19 protein-coding genes are annotated in these 25,405 nt (G+C 70.4%); 5 read left to right on the forward strand and 14 right to left on the reverse strand.

Going from position 1 to position 25,405, the window contains the following annotated elements; genetic code table 11:
* Nucleotides 1–29 precede the first annotated feature (29 nt).
* Nucleotides 30–2,213 (forward strand): prolyl oligopeptidase family serine peptidase, encoded by a 2,184-nt coding sequence (locus AB0G63_RS00305; RefSeq protein ID WP_360741779.1) that lies wholly within the window; start codon nt 30–32, stop codon nt 2,211–2,213.
* 100 nt (nt 2,214–2,313) lie between these two features.
* Here the strand turns inward: AB0G63_RS00305 and AB0G63_RS00310 are convergent, their stop codons facing one another.
* From AB0G63_RS00310 to AB0G63_RS00365, 12 genes are all read right to left on the reverse strand, one after another.
* A complete protein-coding gene (locus tag AB0G63_RS00310; RefSeq protein ID WP_360741783.1) occupies nt 2,314–3,468 on the reverse strand; it encodes a dipeptide ABC transporter ATP-binding protein in 1,155 nt (384 codons plus the stop codon).
* The gene (locus tag AB0G63_RS00315) at nt 3,461–4,435 is read right to left on the reverse strand and encodes an ABC transporter ATP-binding protein (RefSeq protein WP_360741787.1); all 975 of its coding nucleotides are present in this window, start codon (nt 4,433–4,435) and stop codon (nt 3,461–3,463) included. The genes AB0G63_RS00310 and AB0G63_RS00315 overlap by 8 nt, the downstream gene beginning before the upstream one ends.
* 6 nt (nt 4,436–4,441) lie before the next feature.
* Nucleotides 4,442–5,440 (reverse strand): ABC transporter permease, encoded by a 999-nt coding sequence (locus AB0G63_RS00320; protein WP_360741790.1) that lies wholly within the window; start codon nt 5,438–5,440, stop codon nt 4,442–4,444.
* A complete protein-coding gene (locus AB0G63_RS00325) occupies nt 5,433–6,356 on the reverse strand; it encodes an ABC transporter permease (RefSeq protein WP_360741793.1) in 924 nt (307 codons plus the stop codon). The genes AB0G63_RS00320 and AB0G63_RS00325 overlap by 8 nt, the downstream gene beginning before the upstream one ends.
* A gap of 6 nt (nt 6,357–6,362) precedes the next feature.
* Complete coding sequence (locus AB0G63_RS00330; protein ID WP_360741796.1) at nt 6,363–7,997, reverse strand: ABC transporter substrate-binding protein; 1,635 nt, start codon at nt 7,995–7,997, stop codon at nt 6,363–6,365.
* 425 nt (nt 7,998–8,422) lie between these two features.
* The gene (locus tag AB0G63_RS00335) at nt 8,423–9,556 is read right to left on the reverse strand and encodes a dipeptide ABC transporter ATP-binding protein (RefSeq protein WP_360741799.1); all 1,134 of its coding nucleotides are present in this window, start codon (nt 9,554–9,556) and stop codon (nt 8,423–8,425) included.
* 12 nt (nt 9,557–9,568) lie between these two features.
* Nucleotides 9,569–10,630 carry an ABC transporter ATP-binding protein gene (locus tag AB0G63_RS00340; RefSeq protein WP_360741802.1) on the reverse strand — a complete coding sequence of 354 codons (1,062 nt, stop codon included), beginning with the start codon at nt 10,628–10,630 and terminating at the stop codon, nt 9,569–9,571.
* A 21-nt stretch (nt 10,631–10,651) separates the two neighbouring features.
* A complete protein-coding gene (locus AB0G63_RS00345; RefSeq protein WP_360741805.1) occupies nt 10,652–11,632 on the reverse strand; it encodes an ABC transporter permease in 981 nt (326 codons plus the stop codon).
* Nucleotides 11,633–11,727: 95 nt separating this feature from the next.
* Complete coding sequence (locus AB0G63_RS00350) at nt 11,728–13,530, reverse strand: ABC transporter substrate-binding protein (RefSeq protein WP_360741808.1); 1,803 nt, start codon at nt 13,528–13,530, stop codon at nt 11,728–11,730.
* An 84-nt stretch (nt 13,531–13,614) separates the two neighbouring features.
* Complete coding sequence (locus AB0G63_RS00355; protein WP_360741811.1) at nt 13,615–14,649, reverse strand: ABC transporter permease; 1,035 nt, start codon at nt 14,647–14,649, stop codon at nt 13,615–13,617.
* 634 nt (nt 14,650–15,283) lie between these two features.
* Nucleotides 15,284–17,200, reverse strand: a complete 1,917-nt coding sequence (typA, locus tag AB0G63_RS00360) for a translational GTPase TypA (protein ID WP_360741814.1) — start codon at nt 17,198–17,200, stop codon at nt 15,284–15,286.
* A gap of 138 nt (nt 17,201–17,338) precedes the next feature.
* On the reverse strand, nt 17,339–19,603 hold the full coding sequence (locus AB0G63_RS00365) for an ABC transporter family substrate-binding protein (RefSeq protein ID WP_360741817.1): 2,265 nt from the start codon (nt 19,601–19,603) through the stop codon (nt 17,339–17,341).
* 431 nt (nt 19,604–20,034) lie between these two features.
* On the opposite strand from AB0G63_RS00365, the gene AB0G63_RS00370 reads away from it, so the two are divergent.
* From AB0G63_RS00370 to AB0G63_RS00385, 4 genes are read left to right on the forward strand one after another with little or no spacing between them, the layout of a single operon-like run.
* Nucleotides 20,035–20,331 (forward strand): hypothetical protein, encoded by a 297-nt coding sequence (locus AB0G63_RS00370; protein WP_360741820.1) that lies wholly within the window; start codon nt 20,035–20,037, stop codon nt 20,329–20,331.
* 29 nt (nt 20,332–20,360) lie between these two features.
* Complete coding sequence (locus AB0G63_RS00375) at nt 20,361–21,182, forward strand: hypothetical protein (protein ID WP_360741823.1); 822 nt, start codon at nt 20,361–20,363, stop codon at nt 21,180–21,182.
* Nucleotides 21,182–23,176, forward strand: coding sequence for a fumarate reductase/succinate dehydrogenase flavoprotein subunit (locus tag AB0G63_RS00380; protein WP_360741826.1), 1,995 nt, complete (start codon nt 21,182–21,184; stop codon nt 23,174–23,176). The genes AB0G63_RS00375 and AB0G63_RS00380 overlap by 1 nt, the downstream gene beginning before the upstream one ends.
* Nucleotides 23,173–23,946, forward strand: a complete 774-nt coding sequence (locus tag AB0G63_RS00385) for a succinate dehydrogenase/fumarate reductase iron-sulfur subunit (protein ID WP_360741829.1) — start codon at nt 23,173–23,175, stop codon at nt 23,944–23,946. The genes AB0G63_RS00380 and AB0G63_RS00385 overlap by 4 nt, the downstream gene beginning before the upstream one ends.
* On the opposite strand, the gene AB0G63_RS00390 is transcribed toward AB0G63_RS00385, so the two are convergent.
* Together AB0G63_RS00390 and AB0G63_RS00395 are read right to left on the reverse strand one after the other, a co-directional pair.
* On the reverse strand, nt 23,924–24,247 hold the full coding sequence (locus AB0G63_RS00390) for a hypothetical protein (RefSeq protein WP_360741833.1): 324 nt from the start codon (nt 24,245–24,247) through the stop codon (nt 23,924–23,926). The genes AB0G63_RS00385 and AB0G63_RS00390 overlap by 23 nt on opposite strands.
* Nucleotides 24,248–24,251: 4 nt before the next feature.
* On the reverse strand, nt 24,252–25,241 hold the full coding sequence (locus tag AB0G63_RS00395) for an aminoglycoside phosphotransferase family protein (protein ID WP_360741836.1): 990 nt from the start codon (nt 25,239–25,241) through the stop codon (nt 24,252–24,254).
* Between the last annotated feature and the right edge of the window lie 164 nt (nt 25,242–25,405).

Below are 25,405 nucleotides of genomic sequence, written 5' to 3' on the forward strand. Positions count from 1 at the left end.
AGGGGGCGCATGGCCAATATGGTCATGGCATGACGATGAGGTCCGATTCCTTCCCCCGCCGGCACGCCCGCACCCAGCGCTTCACCCTCGGCGCGCCGCGTTCGTTCACGGTCTCGCCTGATGGCAGCCGTGTCGTGTTCCTGCGCTCGAGTTCCGGTACGGACCGGACGAACGCGCTCTGGGTTCTCGACGTGGAAAACGGCCGAGAACGGTTGGCAGCCGACCCGGGCGCGCTGCTGGGCGGGGCCACCGAGAACCTCCCGCCCGAGGAGCGCGCGCGGCGCGAGCGCAGCCGCGAGGGTGGCGCGGGCATCGTCGGCTACGCCACCGACACGGCCGTGGAGTTGGCCTCTTTTGCCTTGTCAGGGCGGCTTTTCACGGCCGAACTTCGGGCCGGCACGGCACGTGAACTCACCGTCCCCGGGCCGGTGGTGGACCCCCGCCCGTCCCCCGACGGCCGGCACGTGGCGTACGTCGCGCAGGGCGCCCTGCGGGTGGTCGGCGCCGAGGACGAGGGCGAACGGGCGCTCGCCGAGCCGGAGTCGGCCAACGTCACTTACGGGCTCGCGGAGTTCATCGCGGCCGAGGAGATGGACCGCTCGCGGGGCTTCTGGTGGTCGCCGGACTCGGACCGTTTGCTGGTCGCGCGGGTGGACGACACGCCGGTGCAGCGCTGGTGGATCTCCGACCCCGCCCGCCCGGAACGTGACCCACTGCACGTCCCGTACCCGGCGGCGGGTACCGACAACGTGGACGTGCGGCTGTTCGTGATCGGTCTGGACGGGGTGCGCACGGAGGTGTCCTGGGACCGTCGCCGCTACCCGTATCTGGCCCGTGTGCACTGGTCAGAAGCGGGTGCGCCGCTGCTCCTCGTACAGGCGCGCGACCAGCGGAGTCAGCTGTTCCTGGCGGTGGATCCGGAGTCGGGCACGACCCGGCTGGTGCACGCGGATGAAGATCCGATTTGGCTGGATCTTTTCCCTGGAATGCCGTGCTGGAGCCCCTCCGGACAGCTCGTGCGCATCGCCGACGAGGGCGGCGCGCGGGTGCTGGCGGTCGGCGAACGCCCGCTGACCGGACCCCAGTTGCACATCCGCGCCGTGCTGGACGTCACCGCCGACGACGTGCTGGTCTCGGCGTCGGCGGGTGAGGCGGCCCTGTCCGGTGACGGGTCCCCCGAGATCGGCGAGGTACACGTCTACCGCGTCAACGAACTTGGCCTGGAACGTATGTCCCGGGAACCCGGCGTGCACTCGGCGGTGCGCTCCGGGGGCGTGACCGTGCTGGTGTCCGCCGTGCCGGACCGGCCGGGGCCGGTGGTGCAGGTGTTGCGGGACGGGAAGCAGGTGGCGGTGATCCCGTCGTACGCCGAAGATCCCGGTCTGTCCCCGCGCGTGACACTCGCACTGGGGGGCGCACGGAAAATCCCGTGCGCCGTGCTTATGCCAACGGACTACCACGGTGACACTCCCCTCCCGGTCCTCCTCGACCCCTACGGCGGTCCGCACGCCGCGCGGGTGCTGGCCGCGCACAACGCGCACCTCACCTCGCAGTGGTTCGCCGACCAGGGTTTCGCGGTCGTGGTCGCCGACGGGCGGGGCACTCCGGGCCGCTCCCCCGCCTGGGAGAAGGCGGTGCGGGACGACCTCGCCGAAGTCGTCCTCCAGGACCAGGTCGACGCGCTCCAGGCGCTCGCCGCCGACTTCCCGCTCGACCTCGGCCGGGTCGCCATCCGCGGCTGGTCCTTCGGCGGCTACCTCGCGGCGCTCGCGGTGCTGCGCCGCCCGGACGTCTTCCACGCGGCCGTGGTGGGCGCCCCGGTCACCGACCTGCGCCTGTACGACACCCACTACATGGAGCGCTACCTCGGCCACCCCGGCGAGCAGCCCGAGGTCTACCGGCGCAACTCACTGTTCGACGACGCCGGTCTGGTGGACGCCGCCGAGCCGCACCGGCCGATGATGATCATCCATGGCCTGGCCGACGACAACGTGGTGGTCGCCCACTCCCTGCGCCTGTCCTCCGCGCTGCTGGCGGCCGGCCGCCCGCACGAGGTGCTGCCGCTGTCCGGCGTCACGCACATGACCCCGCAGGAGACGGTCGCAGAGAACCTGCTCTGGTTCCAGCTCGACTTCCTGCGCCGTTCACTGGGACTGGAAGCGGGACCGGAAGCGGGACTGGAAAACCGCACAAACGAACACGAACCGCGTTAACACGCAGGCAACTTCGCGGAAGCCGTACCGATATACGGACGCGCGACGCTGAACAGCGTACGGCCGTGCGGGTGCCGTGAACGGGCCGGGATGCGCCATGTCATCCCGGCCCGTTGCCGTGCTCCCCGGCCGGCCCCGCCTGCGCCGCCTGCCCTGCCTGCGCCGCCGGTTCCGCCGGTCCCGCCGGTCCCGCCTGCCACGCCTGCCCCACCTGCCCCGCCTGCCCCGGAGCGGAGTCCACGACGGACACCGCCTCCGCGAAGTGGCAGGCCGAGGCGTGTGCCGCCGGGCCGCCCGACAGGCGGTACGCGGCCGGGACCGCCGGCAGCGGCACCTCCCGGGCGCAGCGCTCCTGCGCCTTCCAGCAGCGGGTGCGGAACCGGCAGCCGGAGGGGACGTTCACCGGGGACGGGACGTCCCCCGTGAGGATGATCCGGTCCCGGCGCTCCCGGGTGTCCGGGTCGGGCACCGGGACCGCGGACAGCAGGGCCTGGGTGTAGGGGTGCGTGGGGTGCTCGTAGATCTCCCGGTGCGTGCCGATCTCCATGATCCGCCCGAGGTACATCACCCCGACCCGGTCCGAGATGTGCCGCACCACCGACAGGTCGTGCGCGATGAAGAGGTACGACAGCCCGAACTCGCGCTGCAGGCGGTCGAGCAGGTTGATCACCTGGGCCTGCACGGACACGTCGAGCGCGGAGACCGGCTCGTCGGCGACGATGACCTCCGGGCGCAGCGCCAGCCCCCGCGCGATGCCGATGCGCTGGCGCTGGCCGCCGGAGAACTGGTGCGGGTAGCGGTTGGCGTACTCGGGGTCGAGTCCGACGACGTCGAGGAGTTCCCGCACCCGCTTGCGCCGGTCGCCCTTCGGGGCCGCCTCGGGGTGGATCTCGTACGGCTCCCCGATGATGTCGCCGACGGTCATGCGGGGGTTGAGGGAGGTGTAGGGGTCCTGGAACACCATCTGGATGTTGCGCCGTACGGCCTTCAGCGCCCTGCCGGACAGCCGGGTGATGTCCTCCCCCTTGTACCGGATCGAACCGGCCGTCGGCCGCTCCAGGCTGACCAGCATCCGGGCGAGGGTCGACTTGCCGCAGCCGGACTCGCCGACGATGCCGAGGGTCTCGCCCCGCCCGAGCGCGAAGTCCACGCCGTCCACGGCCCGGACCGCGCCGACCTGCTTCCGGAAGACGACGCCGCGGGTGAGCGGGTAGTGCTTGACGAGGCCGCTGACCTCCAGAACCGGCTCAGCCATCCAGGCACTCCCGCCAGAAGTGGCAGGCGCTGCGCCTGCCCTCGGACACCTCGTACAGCGCGGGCGCGTCGGTGCGGCACACGTCGCGGGCCATCGGGCAGCGGGGGCTGAAGGGGCAGCCCGGCGGGACGTCCACCGGGTTCGGCGGCAGGCCCCTGATGGCGTACAGCTCCCCGCCCTTGCGGTCCAGGCGCGGGACCGACTCCAGCAGGCCCCTGGTGTACGGGTGCGCGGGCGCCTTGTAGATGTCGTGCACCGGCGCCCGCTCCACGATGCGGCCCGCGTACATCACGGCGATCCGGTCGGCCACGTCCGCGACCACGCCGAGGTCGTGGGTGATCAGGACGAGCCCCATGCGGTACTCGCGCCGCAACTCGGCCAGCAGGTCCATGACCTGGGCCTGCACGGTGACGTCGAGGGCGGTGGTGGGCTCGTCGGCGATGACCAGCGCCGGCTCCAGCGCGATCGCCATCGCGATCATGATGCGCTGGCGCATTCCGCCGGAGAACTGGTGCGGGTACTGCCCGGCCCGCTCCCGCGCGGCCGGGATGCGCACCCGGTCCATCAGCTCCACGGCCCTGGCCCGCGCGTCCTTCCGCGACATGCCCCGGTGCACGGTGAACATCTCGCCGAGCTGGTCGCCCACGGTGAGCACGGGGTTGAGGGCGGACAGCGCGTCCTGGAAGATCATCGCCATCTCCGCGCCGCGGATCCTGCGGCGCTCCTCCTCCTTCAGCTCCAGCAGGTTCCTGCCCCGGAAGAGGACCTCACCGCCGGTGATCCGGCCCGGTGGCGTGTCGAGGATGCCCATCACGGCCTGCGCGGTCACCGACTTGCCGGAGCCGGACTCGCCGAGCACGGCGAGCGTCTCGCCCGCGTCCACGGCGTAATCGACGCCGTCGACGGCCTTGGCGACGCCGTCCCGGGTGCGGAACTCCACCCGCAGATCGCGCACTTCTAGCAGCACGCCCGCTCACCTCAGCTTCGGGTCCAGGGCGTCGCGGACCGCGTCGCCGAGCATGATGAAGGCCAGGACGGTGACCGCGAGCGCCCCGGAGGGCCACAGCAGCGCGTGCGGGGCGTTGCGGATGTAGGGGGAGGCGGCGGAGATGTCGATGCCCCAGGACACGCTGGGCGGCTTCAGCCCGACGCCGAGGTACGACAGGGTCGCCTCCAGCGCGATGTACGTGCCGAGCGCGATGGTCGCCACGACGATCACCGGCGCGACCGCGTTGGGTGCGATGTGCCGCAGCAGCAGCCGGGAGTGGGAGGCGCCCAGGGCCCGCGCGGCCTGCACGTAGTCGTGCTGCTTGGCGGTGATGACCGAGCCGCGGGCGATGCGGGAGATCTGCGGCCAGCCGAGCAGCACCATGAACCCGATGACCGGCCAGACGGTGTCGCCGGTCACCACGGACAGCAGCACCAGACCGCCGAGGACGACCGGGATCGCGAAGAACACGTCGGTGACCCGGGAGAGGACCGCGTCCCACGGCCCGCCGAAGTACCCGGCGAGCCCGCCCAGCACCGACCCGAGGACCGCGACCCCGAGGGTGGCGCAGACGCCGACCGTGACGGACGTGCGGGCGCCGTGGACGGTGCGCGTGTAGACGTCGCAGCCCTGGCCGTCGTAGCCGAAGGGGTGGCCGGGGGCCGGGCCGTCCTGGGCCTTGGCGAGGTCGCACCTGAGGGGGTTTCCGGGGGCGATCAGCGACGGCCACAGGGAGATGACCACCAGGAACACGATCACCAGCGCGGAGACGACGAAGACCGGGTTGCGGCGCAGGTCGCGCCAGGCGTCGGACCACAGGCTGCGCGGCCTGCCCGCGGGGCCGGTGCGGCCCGGCCCGGGCGGCCCGGACGTCCCGCCCGGCGTCCGCTCCAGCGTGGTCGCCTCGCTCGCCGCGAGGTCCATCGTGCCGCCCATGCCGGTGCCGGCGACGGCGCCTGCGGGTTCGCGGGGCTGCTCAGGCATAGCGGATCCTCGGGTCGAGTACGGCGTACAGCAGGTCGACGAGCAGGTTGGCGGCCAGGAAGACGAGGACGAGGACGGTCACGAAGCCGACGACCGTCTGGGTGTTCTGGCGCAGGACGCCCTGGTAGAGCTGGTAGCCGACGCCGTGGATGTTGAAGATCCGCTCGGTGACGATCGCGCCGCCCATCAGCGCGCCGATGTCGGTGCCGATGAAGGTGACCACGGGGATCAGGGAGTTGCGCAGCAGGTGCCGGACGATCACCCGGCGCCGGGGCAGCCCCTTGGCGACGGCCGTGCGGACGTGGTCGGAGCGCCGGTTCTCCGCGATGGAGGTGCGGGTCAGCCGGGTCACGTAGGCGAGGGAGACGGAGGCGAGGACGAGGCCCGGCACGATCAGCTCGTCGAAGGGCGCGGCGGTGGACACCGACGGTTTGATCCAGCCCCACTCGACGCCGAGCAGCAGTTGCAGCAGCAGCCCGGTGACGAAGGTGGGGACGGAGACCACGACGAGGGTGCCCAGCAGGACCGTGGTGTCGACGGGCCGCCCGCGCCGGAGGCCGGTGACCACCCCGAGCGTGATGCCGATGACGATCTCGAAGCAGACCGCCACGATCGTCAGCCGTACGGTCACCGGGAACGCCGTGGACATCAGCTCGGTGACCCGCTGGCCGTTGAAGGCGGTGCCGAAGTCGCCGGTGAGGACGTTGCCCATGTAGGTCAGGTACTGCCGGGCGAGCGACTGGTCGAGCCCGTACTCCCGCTTGAGCTGGGCCGCCGTGGCCGCGTCGCACTGCCGCTCGCCGCACAGGCCCGCGACGGGGTCGCCCATCACGTTCACCATCAGGAAGATCAGCAGCGTGGCTCCGACGAAGACCGGGACCATCTGCAGCAGGCGCCGGAGCACGTACCGTCCCATGGCCGCTCAGCCGACCTTGATCTCGTTGTAGACGGGGACGCTGAACGGGTTGAGGGAGACGTTCGACAGCCGGTCCGACCAGCCGGCGCTGCCGTTCTGGTACCACAGCGGGATGGCCGCCATGTTGTCGCGGACGGTCTCCTCCGCGCCCTGGAACAGGCCGATCGCGCGGGCGGAGCCGGTCTCGGCGTTGGCCCGGTCGACGAACCCGTCGAACCGCCTGTTCGACCACTTGCCGTCGTTGGAGGAGGCGTCGGTGTAGTAGAGGGGCTGGAGGAAGTTCTGGATCAGCGGATAGTCCATCTGCCAGCCGGCCCGGAACGGCCCCGGCATCTTCTTCCGCACGATCCGGTCGCGGAAGTCCGCGAAGGTGCCGACCGGGTTGCCGACGCAGGCCTTGTCCTTGCCGAGCGCGTTGTTGACGGAGTTGCACACGGCGTCCACCCACTCCTTGTGCGAGCCGGTGTCCGCGTTGTACGTGATCCTGACCTGGCCGCCGGGCAGCCCGCCGCCCTCCCGGATCAGCTTCCTGGCCTTGTCCGGCTTGAACTCGCAGGCCTCCCCGCACAGTCCGGCCCGGTAGCCGCCCTCCGTGCCGAGGACCGGCGAGGTCCAGTCGGTGGCCGGGGTGCGGGTCTTCCGGAAGAGCGTGTCGGTGATCTGCCTGCGGTCGATCGCCATGGACAGGCCCTTGCGGACCTTCTCCGAGCCGCTCCGGTTCCAGGCTGCGTCGTAGAAGGGGAATGCGAGCGTCTGGAGGATGCCCGCCGGGGTGTTCAGGTAGCGGTCGCCGAGGTCGGTCCTGACGTTCTTGAGCTGGGCCACCGGGATGTCGTCGACCAGGTCGAGGTTGCCGGCCATCAGGTCGGTGTAGGCGGTGTTGTTGTCGGTGTAGACCTTCAGGTCGACGCCGCCGTTGCGCGCCTTGTCCGCGCCGGGGTAGCCGTCCCACCGGCGCAGGGACATCTGCGCGCCCCTGGTGTACGAGCGCACGGTGTACGGGCCGTTGCCGACCGGCTTCCTGACCCACGCGGCGTGGTCGTCGAAGAACGCCCGGGGCAGCGGGGCGAAGGCCACGTAGCCGAGGGTGTCCGGGAACGACGAGAACTTCTGGGTCAGCCGGACGGTGAAGGTGCGGTCGCCGGTGACCTTCAGCCCGGAGAGCGTGCCGGCGCTCTGCCGGGAGCCGTCCTCGGGGTGGACCTTGTCGTAGCCCTCGATGTACCCGAAGAAGTAGGCGTTGCGCTGGTTGTTGCGCAGGCTCGCGCCGTAGTTCCACGCGTCGACGAACGACCTGGCGGTGACGGGCTCGCCGTTGCTGAACCTCCAGCCGTCCTTGACCGTGATGGTGAAGGTCCGTGAGTCCGGGGTCCGGATGCTGTCGGCGAGCATGTCCTTCGCCTCGCCGGTCCTCGGGTCGTACCGCTTGAGGCCGCGGAAGATCATGTCGAGGACCTTGCCGCCCTGCACCTCGTTGGTGTTGGCCGGCTCCAGCGGGTTCTGCGGATCGCCCCACGACGAGCTGAGCACCGCGCTGCCGGCGGCGTCCCCGCCGCTCCCGCAGGCGGTCGCCGCGAGTGCGACGGCCGCCGCGCCGGCTGCGACACCGGCGGCCCGTCCGGCGCGCGTGACTCCACGCATGGGGTGCCTCCTCGGGGCCGCCGATCCGTTACCGGCCAATATCGGCGCAAACACCCCACGGCGCACACGCACCCCACCGTTCGGGGTGACGGGCCATCCGGATGGCCGCCCGCGAAGGGGGAACCACGCGCTCCGGTCCCGCGTCTCATCACAGACCCGGGGGCGGCGGTTCCGGCACTCCCCTTTCAGCCGGCCGCCCTCACGGAACCGGACCTTCACGGCCCATCGACCCGAGCCCACGGACGTCCGGTCCCCCGGGAACACGAAGGCCCGCGCCCTCCACCCGGGCGCGGGCCCTCACGTCACTCACGAGGCACTTCTCCTCGCGGCCGCTCCTGCTCGCGGCCGCTCCTGCTCGCGGCCGCTCCTGCTCGCGGCCGCTCTTCCTCGCGGCTACCGCTCCTCGCGGTTACTTCTCCTCGCGGTCACTTCTCCTCGTCGCCGGTCTCCTCGAGCGCGGCGAGCGCCGGGTCCAGCACGATGTCCTGCTCGCGCGCCTCGATCGTCGGCTCCTCCGGGAAGTGACAGGCCGTGAGGTGCCCGTCGCGATTGCCGGAGAGCCGGACCAGCGGGGGCTCCTCGGTCGCGCACTTGTCCTGCGCCTTCCAGCAGCGGGTGCGGAACCGGCAGCCGGACGGCGGGGAGATGGGGGACGGCACGTCACCGGCCAGCCGGATGCGCTCCCGGCCGCCGCTGTCGTCCGCCTCCTCGGAGAGGCTCACCTCGGGCACGGCGGACAGCAGGGCGTGGGTGTAGGGGTGGCGGGGGCGCGTGTAGATGGAGTCGCGGTCGCCGACCTCGATGATCTTGCCCAGGTACATCACCGCGACGCGCTGCGAGAAGTGCCGTACGACGGCCAGGTCGTGGGCGATGAACAGGAACGCGATGCCGAGTTCCCGCTGCACCTTCTGGAGCAGGTTGACGACCTGCGCCTGGATGGACACGTCGAGCGCGGAGACCGGCTCGTCGGCGACGATCAGCTTGGGCTCCAGGGCGAGGGCCCGTGCCACGCCGATGCGCTGACGCTGGCCGCCGGAGAACTCGTGCGGGAAGCGGTTGTAGTGCTCGGGGTTGAGGCCGACGATCTCCAGCAGCTCGCGCACGCGCTTCTCGCGGCCGCCGTCGGGCTCGATCCCGTTGATCTCCATCGGGCCGGAGATGATCTTTCCGACCGTCTGGCGGGGATTGAGCGACGAGTACGGGTCCTGGAAGATCATCTGGATCTCGGACCGGATGGGCGCGAGCTGCTTGCGGCTGGCGTGGGTGATGTCCTGGCCGCGGTAGGAGATCTTCCCGGCGGTCGGCTCCATCAGGCGCGTGATCAGCCGGCCCGTGGTCGACTTGCCGCAGCCCGACTCCCCCACCAGGCCGAAGCTCTCGCCGACGTGCACGGTCAGGTCGATGCCGTCGACCGCCTGCACGGCGCCGACCGTGCGCCGGACGGGGAAGCCGCCCTTGATCGGGAAGTGCTTGGTCAGCCCTTCCACGACCAGGAGGGGGTCGCCGGCCGCGTCGGTGCCGGTCTCCCGCGGCGCGGGGAGGACGAGGTCCTCTGTCATGGCGTGGTCCTCCTAGCCCAGACGGGGCTTGATCTCTTCGACGAAGATGGTGCGCTTCTGCTCCGCCGTGAGATGGCAGGCGGACGCCCGGTCGGGGCCCAGCAGCGGGAGTTCGGTGACGCAGCGGTTGCCGCCCACCCGGTCCTTGAAGGTGCAGCGCGGGTGGAACCGGCAGCCTGAGGGCGGGGTGAGCAGCGAGGGCGGGGCGCCCGGAATCGGCGTGAGGGGCGCGTCGAGATCCGCGTCCAGCCGCGGCATGGAGTTCAACAGGCCCCAGGTGTAGGGGTGTCGGGGAGACCGGAGCACCTCGTTGGTGGTGCCGCGCTCGACCGCGCCGCCCGCGTACATCACCATGATGTCGTCGGCCATGTCGGCGATGACGCCGAGGTCGTGCGTGATGAAGATGATCGCCGAGCCGAACTCCTGCTGGAGGTCCTTCAGCAGGTCCAGGATCTGCGCCTGGACCGTGACGTCCAGGGCGGTCGTCGGCTCGTCGGCGATCAGCAGGTCCGGGTCGCACACCAGGGACATGGCGATCATCGCGCGCTGGCGCATACCGCCGGAGAACTGGTGCGGGTAGTCCTTCGCCCGTTCCTTGGGGTTGGGGATGCCCACCTTGCCGAGCATCTCCACCGCACGGTCCCAGGCGTCCTTCTTCGAGGCCCCGGTGTGCTTGATGAACGGCTCGGCGATCTGCCGGCCCACCGTGTAGTACGGCGACAGCGCGGTGAGCGGGTCCTGGAAGATCATGGCGACCTTGTTGCCGCGCAGCTTCTCCAGCTCCGACTCCCGGGCGGTGGTCAGCTCCTGTCCCTCCAGGAGGATCTCGCCCTCGACGGTGGTGAACATCGGGTTGTGCAGCCCGAGGATCGTCAGGTTGGTGACGGACTTGCCGGATCCCGACTCGCCGACGATGCCCAGGGTCTTGCCGCGCTCCAGGTCGAAGGAGAGCCCGTTGACGGCCTTCACGACGCCGTCCTCGGTCTTGAAACTGACGTGCAGGTCCCGCACCGAGAGGAAGGCGCCCGCGTCGGCCGGCACGGGTGCTCCGGCTTCCTTGGTCAGAGTGGTCACGACTGTGCTCCTAAAGACGGCCTAGGACAGCCGCACGCGCGGGTCGATGAAGGCGTAGCAGGCGTCGACGAGGATGTTGAACAGCAGGATCATGGCGGCGGAGAAGAGCATCACGCCGAGCAGCAGCGGCAGGTCGCTGAACTGCACGGCCTCCACGGCGAGATGACCGATTCCGGGCAGGCCGAAGGTGTACTCCGTGATGATCGCGCCGCCCAGCAGCGAGCCGAGGTCGATGCCGAAGATGGTGACGATCGGGATCAGCGAACCGCGCCAGGCGTAGCGGAAGAACACGTACTTGCGGGACATGCCCTTGGCGCGGGCGGTGCGGACGTGCTCCTCCTGCAGCTGCTCGATCATCGACGAGCGCGCCATACGCGTGTACTGCGAGGCGAAGATGGTGGACAGCACCACCCAGGGGATGATCAGTCCGGAGAACCAGGTGACCGGGTCCTTGGTGAACTCGTTGTACGCGGGCTTGTCGAAGATGTGCGACTGGTACACCAGCGCCGCGAGCGCGAGCGGGCCGAGGAAGTAGATCTGCATCGAACTCAGCACCATCGACCCGGCGGTGACCGTCTTGTCGAGCATGCTCCCCCGCTTCCAGGCGGCGAGCATGCCGGTGCCCAGGCCGACCGCCAGGAAGACCACGGCGGCCCCGATCGTCAGCGAGACGGTGGTGGGCAGACGGTCCGTCAGGGTGGACCAGACCTGGTCGTTGGTGTGGTACGAGTACCCGAAGCACGGGGCGGGGCAGGGACCCTGGGCGAAGTCGCTGCTGCCCAGGAAGAGGTTGTGCAGGAAGATCCAGTACTGCTCGGGGATCGACTTGTCGAGCCCGAGAACGTGGTGGATGTTCTCGATGTTCGCTTTGGTGCACGTCTTGCCGCACATCAGCAGCGCCGGGTCACGGGGCATCCCGAAGAACAGCACGAATGCCACGATGCTCAACAGGAAGAGGATGACGACGGCACCGAGGGTCCGGCGGACGAGGAAGCGCAGCATGACAGGGGCAGCTCTCTGACGTCGGCGGGCCGGACGGTACCCGGTGCGGTGTCGCCCTCGTGGGGCTCACGCACCGGGTACCGGTCGGACGGTGGTTACTTGATGAACAGACGACGCGGGTCGAGGCCGCCGATCACGTCGTCGTAGACGAGGCCGCCGACCTTGGAGCCGGCGATCTGGGTCTGCTTGTAGTAGGCGGTCGGGACCTCGTTGACCACCTTGGTGAGGAGGTACTTGTCCAGCTTCTCCCACTCGGCCGCGGACTTGACCGGGTCGGTGATCTTGTTGATGCGGTCGATCTCGCTGTTCACGTGCGAGTCGTTGACCTGCGAGTAGTTCTGCGAGCCGTCGGCGATCAGCCTGCCGTCGTACAGCGGCGGGAGGACGGTCGAGGCGGACGGCCAGTCAGCGCCCCACGCGGTGTGGAAGATGTCGTAGCTGTTGTCGACCTTGCTGACCTGGTCGTAGTACGACTCGGCCGGGATCTCCTGGCGCTGGACGTTGAAGCCGGCCTTCTTCAGACCCGCCGCCATGGCCGTCGAGTACTGCTGGCCCTCGGGGGTGTTGATGTAGGCGAAGGTCAGCTTCATGTTGAGCTTGCCGGCCTTCTTCAGCAGCTCCTTGGCCTTGGCCGGGTCGCCCGCGGGCTTCTTCTTCTTGCCGTACGGGTCGAAGGCCGCGTCGTAGCCGCTGACGGTCGGGCTGAGCAGGCCGCCGGCGACCTCCATCGCGTCCGTGCCGCCGTAGGCGCGGACGAACGGCGTGACCGGCAGCGCGTAGGCGATGGCCTTGCGGACGTTGATGTCCTTGAGCTCCGGCTTGCTCATGTTGATGTTCATCTGGCCGACGTACGGCTGGTAGCCGGAGACGATGCGGGACTTCAGCTTCGGGTCGGCGAGCACCTTGGACAGGTTGCCCGCGTCGACCGCGTTGCTGAAGCTGACGCCGGTCTGGTCGGCGCCGGTGTCGGCCAGCAGCGCCTTGGTGGACTGCTCGTACTGCTGGTTGAACTGGATGTCGAACTGGTCCACGTACTGGTGGCGGATCGGGTCCGTCTTCGGGTCCCAGTTGGTGTTCTTGACGAGCACCATCGACTTGCCCGACTTGAACGACTGGATCTTGTACGGGCCGCTCGTCATCGGCTTCTTGTCGTACTTCTCCTTCGTGTCGCTCTTGGCGGAGACGACGGAGTAGCCCGACATGGCGAGCGCGTACGGCAGGTCCGGGTGCGCCGTCTTGAAGTGGAAGACGATCGTCTTGTCGTCCGGCGTCTCCATGATGCTGTCAGGCAGGTGCTTGCCCTTGTACGGGCCGTCCTTCAGCAGCTTGCGGTAGTCGGTGGAGTCGGCCAGCCACTGCTGGATGTAGCTCGGGCCCTGGTTGATGAAGGGCGCGAACAGCCGCTCGAAGGTCTGGCGGACGTCCTTGGACGTGATCGGCGTGCCGTCGGCGAACTTGATGCCGTCCTTGAGCGTGTACTTCCAGGTCTTGCCGCCGTCGGTGGTGGTGCCCGAGTCGGTGGCGAGGTCGCCGACGACCTCGTGCGACTTGCCGTCGTCGCCGGTCGCCTTGTAGCCGGTGAGACCGCGGTGGATCAGCTGCGAGAGCGCCATCTCGTCGGAGACGTAGATCTGGCCCGGGTCCAGGTGGGCGAAGCTGTCACGCTGGAGGACCTCCATCGTGCCGCCAGCCTTGGCGCCCTTCACCTCGGCCGCGGGACCCTGGGAGGCCGCGGCGTCGCCGAACTTGATCGACGACTGCTGCCGCTTGGCGTTCTCCTCGTTCTTCTTGTCGTTGTTGCCGGTGTCGCTTCCGCCCTTGCTGCAACCGGTGAGCACGAGTGCCCCCGCCGCGAGCACGGACAAAGCGGCGTATGCGTGGCGTCCGCCCCTACTCATCACTCAGTTTCCACCCATCTGTGTATCACCAGTGCCGAATTCGGCCGTGCGGTATCCGGGGCGAGGACGCCCACAATCTGTCGGTCAGCGCGCCGTCTTGGGGTCGAAGGCGTCCCTGACCGAGTCCCCGAGCAAGTTGAACGCGACGACGAAGATGATCATCGAGACGCCGGGGAAGAACATGTACGTGATGTCGTTCTGCAGCACGAGCTCGGTCGACGCCTTGGAGAACATCTGGCCCCAGTCGGGCGTGGGCTCGACGATGCCGACGCCGAGGAAGGACAGGCCGGCCTCGATCGTCACGAAGTTCGGCAGCAGGTAGGTCGTCTGCACCAGCAGCGGCGTCACCACGTTGGGCAGCAGCTCCTTGCGGATGATCCGCCACGGAGACGCTCCGCTCACCCGGGCCGCCTCGATGAACTCCCGCTCGCGCAGGGCGAGTGTGGTGCCGCGCAGGATACGGGCGAGGCTCATCCACCCGAGGACCCACTGGACGACGATCAGCGCGACCACGCGCACGTAAGTCGGCGTCTCGTCACGCGGGCTGACGAACAGTGAGACGACGACCGGCATGCTGGCGATGAAGAACAGCTGCGAGGGGAAGGCGAGCAGGAAGTCGATGAGGCGGCCGATCGCGTAGTCGGCCTTGCCGCCGAGGTAACCGGCCGTCACACCGAGCAGGATGCCGGTCAGCACGACCGCGAGCGTCACCGCCACCGAGATCATCAGCGAGGTGCGGATGCCGTAGATCAGCTTGGTGAACACGTCGTAGCCGTTGCCCGGTTCGAGGCCGAACCAGAACTCGCCGCTGATCCCGCCGTTGGGCTGCACCGGGACGCCCGCGCTGTCGAAGAGTTCGGGGCGCTCGTCCGCGTAGATCGTGTACGGGTCCTTGCCGTACAGCTTCGAGATCAGCGGCGCGGCAGCGGCGATGACGAAGAAGAACGCCACGACGCAGGCCGAGATCACCCCCGTGCGGTCGCGCTTGAAGCGGATCCACATCAGCCGGCCGGGGGAACGCCCCTCGAGCTGATCGGCCTCGGCCTTGGCGTGAGGCTGCGGGGTGCCGTCGACGACGACCGACGCCTCGCCGCCTTCAACGTCGATAGGACTGGTCACAGTTGGCCCATTTCACAGGTGTGGGTGTACCGGGTCGCCGACCGCCGCGGGATGTGCGCGGTCACGGACCGGATCATGGGGAAGCCGCAGCCGGACGCGCGTAGCGTAACCACGCGGTGAGCGGCCGGCGCAATCCTCAGAGAGAACTGGAGTATGCGGTGAAGCAGTTGCGGGCGACTGTCGACCTGTCCCACTTGGTGCTCGTGACACCGCGCATGGGGCTCCTCCTCGTGACTGCACATGCTCACCGACGATTGAGGGCCCACGCCTGTCCTCCGTCACCCCTGACGAAGGGTCAGACACCCCCTGGTGCTCTCGTGAGTCACCGCTGTCCCCACAGCGAGACCCATCGACCCGAGCGCTACGCGGCTAACTATCTGCCATGAGCCGACGGCCGAACCACTGTCTTTAAATCTCAATTCAGTCACAGCTCGCGCATACTTCTTCCGAATTCTGGACAAACGGTTCGGGACGAGAAGGCCGCGAAACGGACTTGTTACATGGCTATCGGGCAGTGATCTCCGCATTTCGGACACCTGGCGCGCGAAAACCGGTTGCAAAAAGCCCGGGCGCCCCCAAGATGGGGGCACCCGGGCTCGGAGGGTGCGGCGAGGACGCCGGCCCGGCCGTCGGCTCAGCCGTGCTTGGCGCGGCTCGCGGCGCGGGCACGCTCCCGCTGGTCCAGGTTGACCTTGCGGATGCGAACGGCCTCCGGGGTCACCTCGACGCACTCGTCGTCGCGGCAGAACTCCAGCGACTGCTCCAGCGACAGCTTGCGCGGCGGCACGATCGACTCGGCCACGTCGGCCGTCGAAGACCGCATGTTGGTGAGCTTCTTCTCCTTGGTGATGTTGACGTCCATGTCGTCGGAGCGCGAGTTCTCGCCGACGATCATGCCCTCGTACACCTCGGTGCCGGGCTCCACGAACAGCACGCCGCGCTCCTGGAGATTCGTCATCGCGAACGCGGTGACGGCGCCGGCGCGGTCGGCGACCAGCGAGCCGTTGTTACGGGTCTGCAGGGTGCCGAACCAGGGCTCGAAGCCCTCGTGGATGGAGTGGCCGATGCCCGTGCCGCGGGTGCTGGTGAGGAACTCGGTACGGAAGCCGATCAGACCCCGCGAGGGGACCACGAACTCCATGCGGACCCAGCCCGAGCCGTGGTTGGACATGTTGTCCATCCGGCCCTTGCGCACGCCCATGAGCTGCGTGACCGCGCCCATGTGCTCCTCGGGCACGTCGATCGTCATCCGCTCGACGGGCTCGTACGTCTTGCCGTCGATCTCCTTGGTGACGACCTGGGGCTTGCCGACGGTCAGCTCGTAGCCCTCCCGGCGCATCGTCTCGACCAGGATGGCGAGCGCGAGCTCACCGCGGCCCTGGACCTCCCAGGCGTCGGGACGGTCGGTGTCCAGGACGCGGAGCGAGACGTTGCCGATCAGCTCGCGGTCGAGGCGGTCCTTGACCTGGCGGGCGGTGACCTTGCGGTCCTTGACGGCCGACTTCGCGTCGGCGCCCTTGCCGGTGCCGCCACGGCCGACCAGCGGCGAGGTGTTGGTGCCGATGGTCATCGAGATCGCGGGCTCGTCGACCGTGATCAGCGGGAGCGGGATCGGGTTCTCGGGGTCCGCGAGGGTCTCGCCGATCATGATGTCCGGGATGCCGGCGACGGCGCAGATGTCACCGGGTCCGGCCACTTCGGCGGGCTTGCGGGTGAGCGCCTCGGTCATCATCAGCTCGCTGATGCGGACGTTGCTGATCGAGCCGTCGCGCTTGATCCACGCGACCGTCTGGCCCTTGCGCAGCTCGCCCTGCTCGACGCGCAGCAGCGCGATACGGCCGAGGAAGTTGTCGGCGTCCAGGTTGGTGACGTGGGCCTGGAGCGGGGCGGACTCGTCGTAGGTCGGCGCCGGGATGTGCTGCAGGATCGTCGAGAAGAACGGCTCCAGGCTGGTGGAGTCGCTGGGGACGGTCCCGTCCTCCGGCTTGGTCAGCGACGCGATGCCGTCCCGGCCGCAGGCGTAGACGATCGGGAACTCGATCTGGTCCTCGTCGGCGTCCAGGTCGAGGAAGAGGTCGTAGGTCTCGTTGACGACCTCGTCGATGCGGGCGTCCGGGCGGTCCGTCTTGTTGATGCACAGGATGACGGGCAGGCGGGCCTGCAGCGCCTTGCGCAGCACGAAGCGGGTCTGCGGCAGGGGGCCCTCGGAGGCGTCGACGAGCAGCACGACACCGTCGACCATCGACAGACCGCGCTCGACCTCGCCGCCGAAGTCGGCGTGGCCGGGGGTGTCGATGATGTTGATGGTGATGGGTTCCCCGCCGTCCTTGGGGTGATACTTCACCGCCGTGTTCTTGGCGAGGATCGTGATGCCCTTCTCACGCTCCAGGTCGTTGGAGTCCATCATGCGGTCGTCGACCTGGTCGAGCTGGTGCGCGGCGAAGGCACCCGCCTGCTTGAGCATGGCGTCGACGATGGTCGTCTTCCCGTGGTCGACGTGGGCGACGATGGCGACGTTGCGGATGTCGTGACGTGTTGCGGACACAGCCATTATTGCGGCGTTCTCCCGGAGTGTGAGGACGGCCTGCGCGAACGTCTGTGTTACGCGGGCCCTGCCGGGCTTGACACGCCACGGCCTCACCCCATGGTACGTGGCCCCGCGGCGAAGGCCGCCGCAGGGCCGCGCGGCTCAGCTGTGCGAGGGGCTCGGAGAGACCTTCGCGTCGGTCTTCAGGCCCTCCTTCAGGAAGCCGATGTCCTCGAAGACCGGTGTCTGGAAACCGAAGGCTCCGGCGTTGACCAGTCCCTTGCGGGCGGCCGTCAGCTGCGGGCGCTGGAAGAGCGGGATCGACCCGGCCGCCGCCCAGATGCGGGAGTCGGCCTTGCGCAGCAGACCTCGGCGCTCCTTGTCGTCGAGCGTCGCCACGGCCTCGTCGAACAGCTGGTCGACCTGGTCGGTGCCGACGCGGGTGTAGTTCTGCTCGACGTTCAGGGAGCCGTCGGCGGCCGGCACCGGCTTGGCGTAGATGGGCCGGGCGTCGGTGGCGGGGAAGGCGGAGGCGGGCCAGGACCACAGGGCGAGGTCGAAGTCGCCGGCGGCGATGTGGTCCTTGAAGTAGCTCGCCTCGGAGACCTTGCTGATCTCGGTGCGGATGCCGACCCGGGTCAGCATGCCGCTGATCCGGTCGGCCACCGCGCGCAGGGTCCCGTAGCCGGCCCCCGAGGGGAGCACGAAGCGCAGCACGAGCGGCTTGCCGTTCTTGGCGAGCGCCTTGACCGCGGTGCCCCCCGGAGCGGCGGTGCCCTCGGGGGCGTAGGCGCCGGGCGCGCTGCCCTGCCCGGGGTGCCGGTACTGCCCGCCCTCCTGCGCGAGGCGCCGGGCGGCGTCCCCGGCGGGGTGCTCGTGGTCCTTCGGGTCCTCGGTGCTGCCGGCGGACTTCCCCTCCGCCGGGTCGCTCTCCCGCCCCGCCTTGTCGTCCTCGCCGCCGGTGTCCGCCCCGTCGTCGGCTTTCGCGGACTCGGAGGCGTGCCCGGCCTTCTTCCCGCCGGCACCGGCGCTCCCGCTGTCCTCTTCCTTCTCCGCGCTCTCCGCGCTCTCCCCGCTCTCTTCCTTGTCTTCCTTGTCTTCCTTCTTCTTGGCCTTGACGGGCCCGCCGGGCACCCAGCCGGCGTCCGACAGCAGCGCCTGCGCCTCGGCGGTGTCCTCCTTGCCCAGCGCGCCGCTGTTGTCGGCGTAGGCGGCCTGCCCGGACAGCGCGACATGGCTGCCGACCGGCACCGCGGGCAGCCCGAGCGGCTTCAGCACCGCCTCGGCCAGTGCCTTGCGGTCCAGCGCGCGGGCCACGGCCCGGCGGACGCGCTCGTCGGCGAGCGGGCCCTCGGCGCCGTTGAGGGCGAGCTGGGTGAAGGCGGGCTCCAGCGACTTGCGGACCTCGAAGGCGCGCAGGGCCTTCAGCCGCCGCTCCGCCCTGGTGCCGGCGCGACGGCCGCCGGGGCCGCTGTGCGGCGAGGCGCCCGTGCCCTGGGAGGCGCCCTTGTGCGCGGAGGCGCCGGTGCCCGGGGATGCGCTCGTGCCGGCCGCTCCGGCGGTGATCTGCCCGGCCGCGGAGGGGTCGATCTCGGCCAGGTCGAGCTTCCCGGCGGCCAGCGCGGCGGCGCGCTTGTCACGCGGTACGACCTTCAGGTCGATCTCGGAGAGCTTGGCGGGAGCGCCCCACCACCGCGGGTTGCGGGTGAGGACGATCCGGTCGTTCTTCCGGTCGACCTTCTTCACGGCGAACGGCCCGGCGGTGACCTTGAGCTTGCGGCGGGCCCCGTCGTTGAAGGAGTCCGGGGTGCCCATGACGTCCTTCGGGTACAGCGGCGAGAACAGCGACCGCCAGTCGGCGTACGGCCGGGCGAAGGTGACCTTGACCTCGAGGTTGTTCGCGCCGCGCTCGACCTTCTCGATGCGCTCGTAGCCGGCGTTGCGGGCCGTCCAGTAGGCGTTGTCCTTGCCGGACAGGGCGCGCCACTGGGCGGCGAAGTCGGCTGCGCCGATCTCGCGGCCGTCGCTCCAGACGGCCTGCTGGTTGAGCTTGTACAGCACGACCTGCTTGGGCTCGGTGTCGACGACCTTGGCGGATTCCAGGAAGTCGGCGTCGCGCTGCGGGCGCCCCGCCGCGTCCAGCCGGTACATGGCGGGCAGGACGGCCTGGGCGACGCGGGTGGTGGTGGCGTCGGCGTCCGACTGGAAGGTGTTCAGCGTCTCCGGCAGGTCGTCCACGGCCCAGCGCAGCGTGCCGCCGTCGGCGATCGCGGCGCGGCCGGCGGGCGCGATGTCCTGCCCGGCCAGGGGCTTGCTGACCTCCTCCCCGGAACTGCAGCCGGCGAGCGTGGATACCGCGAGCGTGCCCGCGGTGAGGAAGGCGACCGAGCGCATGACCGCACGCAGTCCGACGCCGTCGTGGGACATCACGTCTACCTCCGGGGGTGGACCGCCGGTTCCGATCACGATTGGCGGTATTTGGAGCTGATCAGATGTATGGCCACTGAAGAGGAAAGGGTTCAGCAGAGCGGGGCGACACGGCGGCGGCGGCGCGCAAGCCCACCCGTGCGGCGCAACGGACGCGTCGCGCGGCCCCGGCGCGGGTGCCGCGCGCCCCGCGCCGTGCGGTCACGACGGCGTGCGGTCACGACGGCGTGCGGTCACGACGGCGTGCGGTCACGTCGCCGTGCGTCACGACGCCGTGCGGTCACGACGCCGCGCGGTCACGACGGCGTGCACCGGCCAATCCGTGCACAGCGCTTCCCACCGACAGGTGTGACGCGCAACACTCGCAGGCGCACGAACGTCACCGCCCAGGCACCGACGCGGCACCACGCCCGCGGAAGTGAGGTCACGTCATGTCCGTGCACGACGAACTTTCGACCCTTCAGCGCTGCCTCGACGACCTGCTGCGCTCGGTCGGTCGGCTGGAGCAGCGGATCGGCGGCGGTGGAATCGACATCCGCCGGGTCCGGGCCGACGCCGACCATCTGCGCGAGAGCGTCGCGCTGCTGCGCGAGGCGGCCACCGCTCCCACCGCCCTCGCCGCGCCCGGGCGCGGCGATCTCGTCACCATCCCCGACACCCCGTACGACAGTTCCCTGTGGACGGACTCGGACGACGAGGGACTGGGCGCGCACCGCAACCGTCATTAGCGCTTCCCCACACCGACCGGAGTCAGAAGTTGGCCACTGGTACGGAACCCCCTCCCAGCCGCGGCGGCGTGCGGAGCCCCGCACGCGCCGCCATCGACGCTCCGCACCTGCGGACCGACCGCTGGTGGCTGGCGCCGGCCGCCACGGCCGCGGGACTGCTGGCCTTCGTCGTGTACTCGACGTGGCGGGCCTTCGGCAACGCGGACTACTACGCGGCGCCGTACGTCTCCCCGTTCTACTCGCCGTGCCTGGCGGAGAACTGCCGGACCATGCGCGCCGGGCCGAACGCCGACCTCTTCGGGAGCTGGTGGGGCGTCTCGCCGGCGATCATCATCCTGGTCTTCCCGCTCGGCTTCCGCCTGACCTGCTACTACTACCGCAAGGCCTACTACCGCGGTTTCTGGGCGTCCCCGCCGGCCTGCGCGGTGGCCGAGCCGCACCGCGGGTACACCGGTGAGACCCGCTTCCCGCTGATCCTGCAGAACGCCCACCGGTACTTCTTCTACGCGGCGGTCCCGGTCGCGGGCATCCTGACGTACGACACCGTGCTGGCCTTCCGGGACGAGCACTACCGCTGGGGGCACATGGGCCTCGGCACCCTGGTGTTCCTGGTCAACATCGGGCTCATCTGGGCGTACACCCTCTCCTGCCACTCCTGCCGGCACATCGTCGGCGGCAAGCTGCGGCACTTCTCCCGGCATCCTGTGCGCTACCGCATGTGGCAGTGGGTGGGGACGCTGAATGCCCGTCACATGTCGCTCGCCTGGTCGTCGTTGGTGAGCGTGGCGGTCGCCGACCTGTACGTGTACCTGGTCGCCTCCGGCGCCTTCGACGATCCGAGGTTCTTCTGATGTCCGTGGTCGACCGCCAGGAGTGGGACGTTGTCGTGGTCGGCGCCGGCGGCGCCGGGCTGCGGGCCGCCATCGAGGCGCGGGAGCGGGGCGCCCGTACGGCGGTGATCTGCAAGTCGCTGTTCGGCAAGGCGCACACGGTGATGGCGGAGGGCGGCATCGCCGCCGCCATGGGCAACGTCAACTCCGGCGACGACTGGCGGGTCCACTTCCGCGACACCATGCGCGGCGGGAAGTTCCTCAACCAGTGGCGGATGGCCGAGCTGCACGCCAAGGAGGCCCCGGACCGGGTGTGGGAGCTGGAGACCTGGGGCGCCCTGTTCGACCGCACCGCGGACGGCCGGATCTCGCAGCGCAACTTCGGCGGCCACGAGTACCCGCGCCTGGCACACGTCGGCGACCGCACCGGCCTGGAGCTCATCCGCACCCTCCAGCAGAAGATCGTCTCCCTGCAGCAGCAGGACAAGAAGGAGACCGGCGGCTACGAGACCCGTCTGAAGGTCCTCCAGGAGTGCACGGTCACCCGCGTGCTGAAGGACGGCGGGAGGGTGTCCGGGGTCTTCGCCTACGAGCGCGAGTCCGGCCGCTTCCTCGTGCTGGAGGCGCCCGCCGTGGTGATCGCGACCGGCGGCATCGGCAAGTCCTTCAAGGTGACGTCGAACTCGTGGGAGTACACCGGCGACGGGCACGCCCTGGCGCTGCTCGCCGGGGCGCCGCTGCTGAACATGGAGTTCGTGCAGTTCCACCCGACCGGCATGGTCTGGCCGCCGTCGGTGAAGGGCATCCTGGTCACCGAGTCGGTGCGCGGCGACGGCGGGGTGCTGCGCAACTCCGAGGGCAAGCGGTTCATGTTCGACTACGTCCCCGACGTCTTCAAGGAGAAGTACGCCGAGTCGGAGGCGGAGGGCGACCGCTGGTACGAGGACCCGGACCACAACCGGCGCCCCCCTGAGCTGCTGCCCCGCGACGAGGTCGCCCGCGCCATCAACGCCGAGGTGAAGGCGGGCCGGGGCTCCCCGCACGGCGGCGTGTTCCTGGACGTCTCGACGCGCATGCCGGCCGAGGTGATCCGGCGCCGGCTGCCGTCGATGTACCACCAGTTCAAGGAGCTGGCGGACGTCGACATCACGGCCGGGCCGATGGAGGTCGGGCCCACCTGCCACTACGTGATGGGCGGCATCGCCGTCGACTCCGACACGGCGGCGGCGCGCGGGGTGCCGGGGCTGTTCGCGGCCGGCGAGGTGGCGGGCGGCATGCACGGCTCCAACCGGCTCGGCGGCAACTCGCTCTCCGACCTGCTGGTGTTCGGGCGCCGGGCGGGGCGGCACGCGGCCGAGTACGCGGCGGCGGGGGCGCGCCCGCGCACGGACGACGCCCAGGTGGACGCTGCGGCGGCCGAGGCGCTGCGGCCGTTCTCCGCACCGGGCCCGGCGCCGGGCGAGGACGACGGACGCCCGCCGGAGAACCCGTACACGCTCCACCAGGAGCTCCAGCAGACGATGAACGACCTCGTCGGCATCATCCGCCGCGGGGCCGAGATGGAGCAGGCCCTCGAGAAGCTGGCGGAGCTGCGGCTGCGGGCGCGGCGGGCCGGCGTGGAGGGACACCGGCAGTTCAACCCGGGCTGGCACCTCGCCCTGGACCTGCGCAACATGCTGCTGGTCAGCGAGTGCGTGGCGCGGGCGGCGCTGGAGCGCACCGAGTCGCGCGGCGGGCACACCCGCGAGGACCACCCGACGATGGACCGCAAGTGGCGCAACATCAACCTGCTGTGCCGGCTGGCCGAACCCACGGGCGAACCTGCGGCCGCCGACCTCACGGGGGAACCTGCGGCGGCCGGCCTCACGGGAGGACCGGCGGCCGCCGCCGACCCCGGGCGCGGCCGGATCGAACTCACCCGCGAGACCACCGACCCCGTCCGCCCCGACCTGCTCGCCCTCTTCGACAAGGAGGAGCTGGTCAAGTACCTCGCCGAAGAGGAGCTGTACGAATGAGCAGCTACGAGGCCCGCTTCGAGGTGTGGCGGGGCGACGCGGAGGGCGGCGGCCTGGCGGACTTCCGGGTGGAGGTCAACGACGGCGAGGTCGTCCTCGACGTCATCCACCGCCTGCAGGCCACCCAGGCCCCGGACCTGGCCGTGCGCTGGAACTGCAAGGCGGGCAAGTGCGGTTCGTGCTCCGCGGAGATCAACGGGCGGCCGCGGCTGATGTGCATGACCCGCATGTCGGTCTTCGGCCGCGAGGAGACCGTCACCGTCACCCCGCTGCGTGCCTTCCCGGTGGTCCGCGACCTGGTGACGGACGTCGGCTTCAACTACCACAAGGCGCGCGAGGTCCCGGCGTTCGTGCCGCCGGAGGGCGTCGGCCCGGGCGAGTACCGCATGTTCCAGCAGGACGTGGACCGCCCGCAGGAGTTCCGCAAGTGCATCGAGTGCTTCCTGTGCCAGGACACCTGCCACGTCGTGCGCGACCACGAGGAGAACAAGCCGGCGTTCGCCGGACCGCGGTTCCTGATGCGGGTGGCGGAACTGGACATGCATCCGCTGGACGCGGCCGCCGAGACCGGCCTGGACCGCAAGCGCGCGGCCCAGGACGAACACGGCCTCGGCTACTGCAACATCACCAAGTGCTGCACGGAGGTGTGCCCCGAGGGCATCAGGATCACGGACAACGCGCTGATCCCGCTGAAGGAGCGGGCCGTGGACCGCAAGTACGACCCGCTGGTGTGGCTGGGCTCGAAGATCAGGAGGAGGTCTTCGTCGTAGCGTCGCCGCCGCGGCGGCCGGGCCGGAGGCTGAGGTTCTGGAGGAACAGACCGCCCATGAATCCGCACCAGCCGATGACCGGCAGCGCGTAGAGGGAGGGGCGTGGCTCCTGCAAGGGGCCCAGGAAGGCGAACAGGGCCATGCCCGCCGCGGCGAGCAGCGAGCCGTACCCCCACAGCTTCGGCCGCAGCACCCTGCGCCCGCCCCACGGCGGCGTCCAGCCCCTGACGACACCCGCGACGCCGATCGCGGCCAGGCCCGTCACGGCCGCCGCCATGGCCACCCGCAGGAAAAGATCCATACGATCATCGTCCCACAAGGTCCAGGGCGCGCAGCAGGTTCCACTCCGCGATCGCCCGCATCGGCGCCCGGTCCGGGAAGTCGCCGTCCAGGAGCCGCAGCGGGCCCGCGACCAGGGACAGATGCATGGCCAGGCGGTAGAGGCGGAGACGGTCCTCGTCCAGGCCGGGCACGCGCAGCGCGTCGTAGTGCGGGCCGAAGCGCAGCCGCAGGAACACGTGCTCCCACTCGACGTCGAAGTACATCAGGCCCTCGACGTCGATCAGTACCGGTTCGCCGTCGGGTGTCACCAGCACGTGGTCCGGGCCGAGTTCGCCGTGCACGAGGGTGTGGCGGGTGCGTGGGCCCACTGCGGCGGCCAAGGTCCTTACGGAGTCCGCGAGTTGGCTGCGTGCCGCCGCGGCCCGCGGCTCCCGCGCGGCGATCTCCTCGATGTCGTGCAGGGCGCGGTCCATGACGACGCGTTCGCACGAACCGCCCGTCGGCAAGCCGCCGTTGTCGACCAGGGCGACCTTGCCGAAGGCCGGCCCCTGCTGGGCGTGCAGCGCGGCCAGTTCGCCGGCCAGCCGCCGGAGCGTCGCGTCCGCCGCGCGCGGGTCGCGCCGCAGCGCCTCCTCCAGGCTGCCGCCCCGCACGTCCTCGACGACGGCCGCGTCCGCCGCGAGGTGCGTGTGCGTGGCGTCGGCGTACAGCAGGCGGGGCGTGCGGACGCCGGCTCGCGCCAGGCGCTCGTGCGCGGCGGTGAGCAGGGCGAGGCCGGTGGAGTGCGAGAAGGGGTCGCACAGGTCGGCGGGACCGGCGTCCCAGTAGTCCTCGTCGGCGGACCAGACGTAGGCGACGGCCGTGGAGTCGTCGTCGAAGAGGAGCCGGTGGACGCCCTTCTTCGTGCCGCCGCGCAGGCGCACCACGTCGACGAGGACCCGGTGCGGGCCCAGCGCGGCGCGGGCGAGAGGGGCGAGGGCGGCGGGGCTGTCGTGCTGTCGGATGCGGCTCACCGCACCCAGTCTTCCCCGCCCGCCGGTCCGCCGGTCCGCCGTTCGCCGGTTCGCCTCCGCCTCCGCCTCCGCGTCCGTCGTCGCCGCCGCCGTCGCCGTCGCCGCCGTCGTGCACCCGGCGTACGGCGCGGCACCGGTGGAGGCACCGGTGGCCCTGGTGGCCC

Source organism: Streptomyces sp. NPDC020996 (assembly GCF_040641355.1).
Lineage (GTDB): Bacteria > Actinomycetota > Actinomycetes > Streptomycetales > Streptomycetaceae > Streptomyces.

Coding starts and splice junctions, on each gene's coding strand:
- AB0G63_RS00305 (WP_360741779.1), top strand. CDS start 30: ATGACGATGAGGTCCGATTCCTTCCCCCGCCGGCACGCCCGCACCCAG.
- AB0G63_RS00310 (WP_360741783.1), bottom strand. CDS start 3,468: ATGGCTGAGCCGGTTCTGGAGGTCAGCGGCCTCGTCAAGCACTACCCG.
- AB0G63_RS00320 (WP_360741790.1), bottom strand. CDS start 5,440: ATGCCTGAGCAGCCCCGCGAACCCGCAGGCGCCGTCGCCGGCACCGGC.
- AB0G63_RS00325 (WP_360741793.1), bottom strand. CDS start 6,356: ATGGGACGGTACGTGCTCCGGCGCCTGCTGCAGATGGTCCCGGTCTTC.
- AB0G63_RS00330 (WP_360741796.1), bottom strand. CDS start 7,997: ATGCGTGGAGTCACGCGCGCCGGACGGGCCGCCGGTGTCGCAGCCGGC.
- AB0G63_RS00335 (WP_360741799.1), bottom strand. CDS start 9,556: ATGACAGAGGACCTCGTCCTCCCCGCGCCGCGGGAGACCGGCACCGAC.
- AB0G63_RS00345 (WP_360741805.1), bottom strand. CDS start 11,632: ATGCTGCGCTTCCTCGTCCGCCGGACCCTCGGTGCCGTCGTCATCCTC.
- AB0G63_RS00350 (WP_360741808.1), bottom strand. CDS start 13,530: ATGAGTAGGGGCGGACGCCACGCATACGCCGCTTTGTCCGTGCTCGCG.
- typA (WP_360741814.1), bottom strand. CDS start 17,200: ATGGCTGTGTCCGCAACACGTCACGACATCCGCAACGTCGCCATCGTC.
- AB0G63_RS00365 (WP_360741817.1), bottom strand. CDS start 19,603: ATGTCCCACGACGGCGTCGGACTGCGTGCGGTCATGCGCTCGGTCGCC.
- AB0G63_RS00370 (WP_360741820.1), top strand. CDS start 20,035: ATGTCCGTGCACGACGAACTTTCGACCCTTCAGCGCTGCCTCGACGAC.
- AB0G63_RS00380 (WP_360741826.1), top strand. CDS start 21,182: ATGTCCGTGGTCGACCGCCAGGAGTGGGACGTTGTCGTGGTCGGCGCC.
- AB0G63_RS00385 (WP_360741829.1), top strand. CDS start 23,173: ATGAGCAGCTACGAGGCCCGCTTCGAGGTGTGGCGGGGCGACGCGGAG.
- AB0G63_RS00390 (WP_360741833.1), bottom strand. CDS start 24,247: ATGGATCTTTTCCTGCGGGTGGCCATGGCGGCGGCCGTGACGGGCCTG.